The sequence below is a fragment of the Streptomyces sp. NPDC001904 genome, from assembly GCF_040297005.1.
GTDB lineage: Bacteria > Actinomycetota > Actinomycetes > Streptomycetales > Streptomycetaceae > Streptomyces.
Map to the genome: position 1 here is coordinate 1 of NZ_JBEOYI010000063.1, position 6,825 is coordinate 6,825.

A 6,825-nucleotide genomic window follows, 5' to 3' on the forward strand; every position below is an offset into this window, starting at 1 on the left:
GGGTGTGCTTGCGGCCCGCGGGGGGGCGGGCGGGGGGGGGGGGGGGGGGGCCCCCCCGGGCGCCCCCCCCCCCCCCCCACCGCCGTTCACCCGGCGCTTCTGAACGCGGCCCGCAGCTCCTCGCGCAGCGACCGCTGGAACGCCGTCACCAGCGCCTGCACCACCAGCGGCTGCATGTGGGCCGACAGCGACCGCATCGCCGACACGTGCCCCGGGTCCCCGGGAGCCGCCTCGCGCTCCCGGTACGGAGCCCACACCTCGTCCTGGAAGAGCCGGGACAGATCGTGCGCCGCCCGCCGGGTGTGCTCCAGCAGGAGCGTGCGCGCGGCGAGCAGCGTCTCGAGCGCGATCGGCACGTCGAGGAGCTGCACACCCAGGCGCAACTGCCCCACGTCCACCCGGAACGCGTCCGCCTCCTCCAGGTACGACAGGACGCCCATGGCCGACAGCCGGTCCAGATCCGTGCCGGACAGCGGCCGCCCGCACCGGCGCTCCAGCTCCGCCCGCGCCAGGTCCTCCGACGCGTCCGGCGCCCAACTCGCCACCACCGCGCGGTGCATGGCGAGATCGTCGGCGCTCAGATCCGCCGGCAGCTGCTCCAGATAGCGCTCGATCGCGGACAGGGTCATGCCCTGGTGCTGCAACTCCTCGATGAGGCCGAGCCGCGACAGGTGCTCCTGCCCGTAGTGGCCGACCCGGCGCGGACCGATCACCGGCGGCGGCAGCAGGCCGCGCGTGCTGTAGAAGCGGATCGTGCGGACCGTGACGGCGGCCCGCGCCGCCAGTTCGTCGACGGTCAGCGTGGGCTCCGGTCCGGCCGGCCCGGCCCCGCTGTTCTCGATGTCGGTCGCCATGTCCGCCTCGCGCCTAGCTCTCGGTATCGATCGGGTTCAACAGTATTGCTGAGACACCGATGTTGTGAAACCTCCATATACTCCGGGTCGAGCAGGCGCACAAGAGGCACTCTCGGCATGTGAGAAGGACCGCTATGTGATCTCCACCACCGCATTTCCGGTGATCTTTGGGGGAAGGTGCACAGTCGGTCCGCGCGCTGTCAGGGGTGTCGCGGGCCGTAGTACTTCCAGACCCAGGGGACCCCACGTCCCCGCGCACCACAGAGCGGACACCCCCACGTGAGCAAGGACGCCGTGAACACGGCCGTGGACGCATCCCCCACGGATGCGCCCCCGACGCCCGCCGACGCGGGCGACGCCGGTTACAGCAAGGCCCTCAAGAGCCGTCACGTCAACATGATCGCCATCGGCGGCGCGATCGGCACCGGACTCTTCCTCGGTGCCGGCGGCCGCCTGCACGACGCGGGCCCCGCGCTCGTCTTCGCCTACCTGGTCTGCGGAATCTTCGCGTACCTGGTCGTGCGCGCCCTCGGTGAAATGGTCGTCTACCGGCCCTCCTCCGGTTCCTTCGTGTCGTACGCGCGCGAGTTCCTCGGCGAGAAGGGCGCCTACATCGCCGGATGGATGTACTTCCTCAACTGGTCGATGACGGGCATCGCGGACATCACCGCGATCGCGCTCTACACCCAGTACTGGAGCGCGTTCACCTCCGTCCCGCAGTGGGTGCTCGCACTGATCGCCCTCGCGGTCGTGCTCTCCGTCAACCTCGTCTCGGTGAAGTACTTCGGCGAGATGGAGTTCTGGTTCTCGATCGTCAAGGTGGCGACGCTCGTCGCCTTCCTGTTCGTGGGCATCTTCCTGATCGCCACCCAGCACCCCGTCGACGGCCAGACACCCGGGCTGCACATGATCACCGACCACGGCGGCTGGATGCCCAGCGGCACCATGTCGGTGATCCTCGTGATGCAAGGCGTGGTCTTCGCCTACGCGGCCCTGGAGCTGGTCGGCGTCGCGGCGGGCGAGACCGCCGAGCCGCAGAAGGTCGTCCCGCGCGCGGTGAACTCGATCATGTGGCGCGTCGGCCTGTTCTACTGCGGCTCCGTGCTGCTGCTGGCCCTGCTGCTGCCCTCGTCGACGTACAAGGCGGGCGAGAGCCCCTTCGTCACCCTGTTCTCCAAGCTGGGTGTCGGCGGCATCGGCGACATCGTCAACCTGGTCGTGCTGACCGCCGCCATGTCCTCGCTCAACTCGGGCCTCTACTCCACGGGCCGCATCCTGCGCTCCATGGCGATGTCGGGCTCCGCCCCGCAGTTCACCGCCCGGATGAACCGCAGCCAGGTGCCCTACGGCGGCATCCTGCTGACGGCGGGCGTCGGCGTCCTGGGCGTCGGCCTGAACTACCTGCTGCCCGCCGACGCCTTCGAGATCGTCATCGAGATCTCGTCCATCGGCATCATCGGCACCTGGGTGATGATCATGGTCGCGCACCTGGCGTTCGTCCGCAGGGCCAAGCAGGGCCTGGTCGAGCGCCCGGCGTTCCGGCTGCCCGGCTCGCCGGTGACCGAGATCGTCACGATCGTCTTCCTGCTGCTCGTCCTCGGCCTCATGTGGAACGACGCCGAGACCGGCCGCAAGACGCTCAGCCTGATCCCGGTCGTCGCCCTGCTCCTCGTCATCGGCTGGTTCCGGGCCCGCCGGAACATCGCCCGCAAGGCGGCCGCCGAGCCGCTCGCCGGCGCCACGAAGGACGAGTAGCCCGGCCCGTTGTCAGTGCCCGCCCCTACGGTGGCGTCATGTCGGAGATCACGTACGTCCGAGGTGACGCCACCGCGCCGTCGGCGAAGGGCCCACGGCTGATCGTCCATGTCTGCAACGACACCGGCAGCAAGGGCGTCCCGGTCCGCTACGAGGCCATCGCGCAGGGCCTGGCCGCGGTGGCCGGGCACGCGGCCGAACTGGGGGCCTCCGTCCACATGCCGCGTATCGGCTGCGGGCTCGCCGGCGGCACGTGGTCGCGGGTGGAGCCGCTGATAGCGGAGCAGCTCGTGGCCCGGGGGATACCGGTGACCGTGTATGACCACGAAGGCTGACCCGGTGTGAACCGGCCCGTGCGCCCGGGGAGTTGGCCGTGCGCGCCGATCGGGTAGGACACAGACATGGCCCTGATCCTGTGGGACGTTCACCTGAAGACCGGGCAGCTTGCCTCCTTCGCGGCCTTGTTGTCGACCGCACTCGTCGGCTCGGCCCGGCTGTGGTCCCGGCACCCCGGGCCCGTCCAGGCCGCCGCACCGCCACCGACACCCGTGCCGTGCCTGCGGGCCCACGTCGTGCCGACCCACTCCACCCCGGCCGACCCCGCGCACACCGCGGCCGTCACGGACCTGTGCACCCGCGTCTCCGAAGTCGCCTCGGACCTGGCCAAGCGGTACGGGAGCGAGGAGTAGCCGGCCGGTCCGGTGGACCCGGGCGGCGCACGGGGTGGACCCCGGCGACCGGGCATCTCCACCTTCCGTTCCACCCGTGGGTCCAGGCGTCACGCGCCCCGGATCGCCAGTCTTGAGGGCATGACAACCACCGACTGGATCACCGACATCGCCCTCGTCCTCGTCGTCTTCCGGCAACTGCGGGAAGGCCGCCTCGACCTCAAGACCTTCCTGATCCCGCTGGGGATCGTGGCCTTCGTGGCCCACAGCTACCTCGACAGCGTGCCCACGGCGGGCAACGACCTGGTGCTGATCGGCGCGCTGACGGCCATCGGCGCCGCGCTCGGCATCGCGGGCGGCGTCTACACCCGGATCCGCCCCGCGGGCGGACACCTGCTGATCAAGGCCGGTGCCGTCTCCGCGGTCCTGTGGGTGCTCGGCATGGGGGCCCGGATGGGCTTCCAGCTGTGGGTCCAGCACGGCGGCGCCGACGACGTGGCCCGCTTCAGCCTCACCCACCACATCACCAGCGATCAGGCCTGGGTCGCGGCCTTCGTCCTGATGGCGCTCACCGAGGTCGTCACGCGCGTGGCCACGATCTTCGTCCGGAGCCGCCTGGTGCACCGCGACGGGCGACAGACGGCGACCGCCGCGACCGCACCGGCTCTCGACCGCGCGGCCTGACCGTGGGTTATGGTCACGCCGTGTCCGAAGCGCCGAGCGCCCCCGAGACCCCGAGCGTCCCCGCCCCCGGGCCGGCTCCCCACCAGGAGCACGGCCCGCGGGTCGTGCCCACCCAGGACCCCCGGGTGCAGTGGGTCCTGACCCTCGCCGTCATCGTCGCGGGGGTCTGGACGATCCGCCCGCTGGGCCTCAGCGGCCGCGGCCTCGCCGTCGCCGCCCTCCTCCTGGTCAACTGCGTCGCCCTCGCCGCCCGCCACCTGCCCGAGGCGAAGGTCCCGCCGCGCGTCGCCCTGACCTGGCTGACCTGCGGCGTCGTCGCCGCGGCCGCACTGATCGGCGTCAGCCGCTCCGGCTCCAGCTACCTCTTCGCGTACTTCCTCGTCGGCCACATCGGCTACCGGCTCGAACCCCGCAAGGCCCTCACCCTCGCCGCGCTGAGCAGCCTGCTCTGCGGCGCCGTCCTGTTCTTCCGGCTGGGCCCCGGCCACAACTTCCTGCCCTGGACGCTCGGCCTCACCACCGGCGGCCCGGTCCTGATGGGCATCGTCAACCGCACCCGCCACCGCGCCGTCCAGGCCGTGGTCGAGGCCGCCGAGTCCGCGGAGCGCGCCGCGCGGGCCGAGGCCCAGGCCGCCGTCCTCACCGAGCGCGGCCGGATCGCCCGCGACGTGCACGACGTCCTGGCCCACTCCCTGGCGGGCATCAACATGCAGCTCGAACTGGCCGACGCGCTCATCGACACCGGCGACCTGGAGCGGGTCCGCGAGGCGAACCAGAAGGCGCACAGCATGGTGAAGGAGAGCCTGAAACAGGCGCAGTGGACCGTGCACGCGCTCCGCGAGGACTCCCTGCCGCTCCTGGAGAGCCTGACGGCCATGATCGAGTCGTCCGGCCGGCACGACGCCCTCACCGTCACCGGGACCGTCCGCCAGGTGCCCGCCCGGGTCACCCAGAACCTGCTGCGCATCGCCCAGGAGGCGCTGACCAACGCGACCCGGCACGCGCCCGGCGGCGCCGTCCGCGTGGAGCTGGCCTTCGCCGCGGCATCGACGACGCTGAGGATCCGCAACGGCCCCGCGACCCGCCCGGTGAGCGCGGACGTCGGCAGCGGAATGGGACTGATCGGCATGCGGGAACGGGTCGCGCTGCTCCGTGGGACGATCACCGCGGGCCCGGTCACCGAAGGACCGGACCAGGGCGGCTGGCAGGTGGAGGCAGTGATCCCGGATGAGTGACCGGACGAGTGAAGCGACGCAGCAGGACAACGCCCGGACGCTGAGGGTCGTCGTCGCCGACGACCAGGCCGCCGTCCGCGAGCCGCTGGCCGCGGTCCTCGGCCTGGCCGCCGACATCGACGTCGTCGCGGCCGCCGCCGACGGCACCGAGGTGCTCACCGCGGCCGCCGCGGGACCGGTGGACGTCGTCCTGATGGATCTGCGGATGCCCGTGATGGACGGCATCGAGACGACCCGCCGCCTCGCCGAGGAACACCCCGAGGTGGCCGTCGTCGTCCTGACCACCTTCGCCGACGACGACTCGATCCTGGCCGCCCTGAGCGCCGGGGCCCGGGGCTACCTCACCAAGAACGCCGGGCGCCAGGACATCACCCGCGCCATCCGCGCCGCCGCCGCGGGGCAGTCCGTCCTCGACCGCGAGGTCCAGGACCGGCTCCTCGCCACGGTCCGCACCAAGGCCCCGGCGCCCGGGCAGCAGCTGCCCGACGACGTCACGCCCCGCGAGCGCGAGGTGCTCACCCTGATCGGCCAGGGCCTGCCGAACCGGGCCATCGCCGAGAAGCTCTTCATCAGCGAGGCCACGGTGAAGACCCACATCAACAACCTCTTCGCCAAGGCGGCCATCCGGGACCGCGCCGACGCCGTGCGCCGCGCCATCGCGGCCGGTCTCGCCTGACGCACGCGTCGCATACTGGATCACAAGGCACAGCGCACCGCACGACGTCCAGGAAGCGGCATGAAACAGCACGACCCCGATCCGCCGCCGCCCCCGCCCGGCGGGATCCTCTGGGACACCGCGGGCGACATCCGCTCCCTGCTCGCGCTGCCCGCCGCGTTCGTCCTCCAGGTCGCGCACCCCGCGGTCGGCGCCGGGGTCGACGACCACTCGGTGTTCCGCACCGACCCGTGGGGACGCGGCACGCGCTCGCTGACCTCGGTCCTGCTCTGGGTGTACGGGGGTGAGGCCGCCGCCGCAGAAGGGCGCCGGCTGCGCCGCGTCCACCGCGACATCCGCGGCACCGATCCGCGCGGCCGCCGCTACCACGCGCTCACCCCGGCCCACTACGCGTGGGTGCACGCCACCGGCTATCCGGTCTCCCGGCGGGCCCGGCGCTACTTCGCCCGGCCGTTCACACCGGAGGAGGACGAGCGGTTCTACGCGGAGTGGCTGATGGTCGGCCGGATCCTCGGGATCCATGACCGGGACATGCCGCAGACGACCGAGGAGTTCTGGCCGTACTACGAGCAGATGCTCGCGCGGGAGATCGGGCCGAACGTCGTGGTCGCCGAGCTCACGGACGCCCACCGGGCCATTCCGGCGCCGCCCGGGCCCCGGGTACTGCGTCTGCTCTGGCCGCTGGTCCGCCCCGCGCTCGCCCGGACGCTCCGGTTCCTGTCGATCGGCCTGCTGCCGCCCGACGCCCGCGCGGCGATCGGGCTGCCGTGGTCCGCCCGACAGGAGCGCCGCCTGCGCCGCTGGGCCGTACTCGTCCGCTGGCTCGCGCCCCGACTCCCCGAACGCCTCCGGTACCTTCCCCTGGCCCGGCGAGCGAGAGCGGCCGCGCGTCTGCCGTGATCGGTCGTGCAGTTCCCCGCGCCCCTGGGCGAGCGGAGCTCGCTTCAGGGGCG

At 72.4% G+C, this 6,825-nt stretch carries 8 protein-coding genes; 7 read left to right on the forward strand and 1 reads right to left on the reverse strand.

What is annotated here, in order from left to right; all coding sequences use genetic code 11:
- Nucleotides 1-86: 86 nt before the first annotated feature.
- Nucleotides 87-854 carry a MerR family transcriptional regulator gene (locus tag ABT127_RS39180; protein ID WP_351461347.1) on the reverse strand — a complete coding sequence of 256 codons (768 nt, stop codon included), beginning with the start codon at nucleotides 852-854 and terminating at the stop codon, nucleotides 87-89.
- 279 nt (nucleotides 855-1,133) lie between these two features.
- Between ABT127_RS39180 and ABT127_RS39185 the strand changes: the two genes are divergently transcribed.
- The 7 genes from ABT127_RS39185 to ABT127_RS39215 all read left to right on the forward strand — a co-directional run bounded on the left by ABT127_RS39185 (nucleotide 1,134) and on the right by ABT127_RS39215 (nucleotide 6,772).
- On the forward strand, nucleotides 1,134-2,609 hold the full coding sequence (locus ABT127_RS39185) for an amino acid permease (protein ID WP_351461349.1): 1,476 nt from the start codon (nucleotides 1,134-1,136) through the stop codon (nucleotides 2,607-2,609).
- Between the two features lie 38 nt (nucleotides 2,610-2,647).
- Nucleotides 2,648-2,944 (forward strand): macro domain-containing protein, encoded by a 297-nt coding sequence (locus tag ABT127_RS39190; protein ID WP_351461352.1) that lies wholly within the window; start codon nucleotides 2,648-2,650, stop codon nucleotides 2,942-2,944.
- A gap of 66 nt (nucleotides 2,945-3,010) precedes the next feature.
- A complete protein-coding gene (locus ABT127_RS39195) occupies nucleotides 3,011-3,298 on the forward strand; it encodes a hypothetical protein (protein ID WP_351461354.1) in 288 nt (95 codons plus the stop codon).
- Nucleotides 3,299-3,418: 120 nt separating this feature from the next.
- Nucleotides 3,419-3,961, forward strand: coding sequence for a hypothetical protein (locus ABT127_RS39200; RefSeq protein WP_351461357.1), 543 nt, complete (start codon nucleotides 3,419-3,421; stop codon nucleotides 3,959-3,961).
- 125 nt (nucleotides 3,962-4,086) lie between these two features.
- Nucleotides 4,087-5,196, forward strand: a complete 1,110-nt coding sequence (locus tag ABT127_RS39205; protein WP_502971858.1) for a sensor histidine kinase — start codon at nucleotides 4,087-4,089, stop codon at nucleotides 5,194-5,196.
- Complete coding sequence (locus ABT127_RS39210) at nucleotides 5,189-5,872, forward strand: response regulator (protein WP_351461360.1); 684 nt, start codon at nucleotides 5,189-5,191, stop codon at nucleotides 5,870-5,872. The genes ABT127_RS39205 and ABT127_RS39210 overlap by 8 nt, the downstream gene beginning before the upstream one ends.
- Before the next feature lie 60 nt (nucleotides 5,873-5,932).
- Entirely contained in the window at nucleotides 5,933-6,772 is an 840-nt protein-coding gene (locus ABT127_RS39215; protein WP_351461363.1) for an oxygenase MpaB family protein, read from the forward strand.
- Nucleotides 6,773-6,825 lie beyond the last annotated feature (53 nt).

What these genes read in the sequence shown, in the direction of transcription:
- ABT127_RS39180 (WP_351461347.1), bottom strand. Translation starts at nt 854, where the DNA reads ATGGCGACCGACATCGAGAACAGCGGGGCCGGGCCGGCCGGACCGGAG.
- ABT127_RS39190 (WP_351461352.1), top strand. Translation starts at nt 2,648, where the DNA reads ATGTCGGAGATCACGTACGTCCGAGGTGACGCCACCGCGCCGTCGGCG.
- ABT127_RS39195 (WP_351461354.1), top strand. Translation starts at nt 3,011, where the DNA reads ATGGCCCTGATCCTGTGGGACGTTCACCTGAAGACCGGGCAGCTTGCC.
- ABT127_RS39200 (WP_351461357.1), top strand. Translation starts at nt 3,419, where the DNA reads ATGACAACCACCGACTGGATCACCGACATCGCCCTCGTCCTCGTCGTC.
- ABT127_RS39210 (WP_351461360.1), top strand. Translation starts at nt 5,189, where the DNA reads ATGAGTGACCGGACGAGTGAAGCGACGCAGCAGGACAACGCCCGGACG.
- ABT127_RS39215 (WP_351461363.1), top strand. Translation starts at nt 5,933, where the DNA reads ATGAAACAGCACGACCCCGATCCGCCGCCGCCCCCGCCCGGCGGGATC.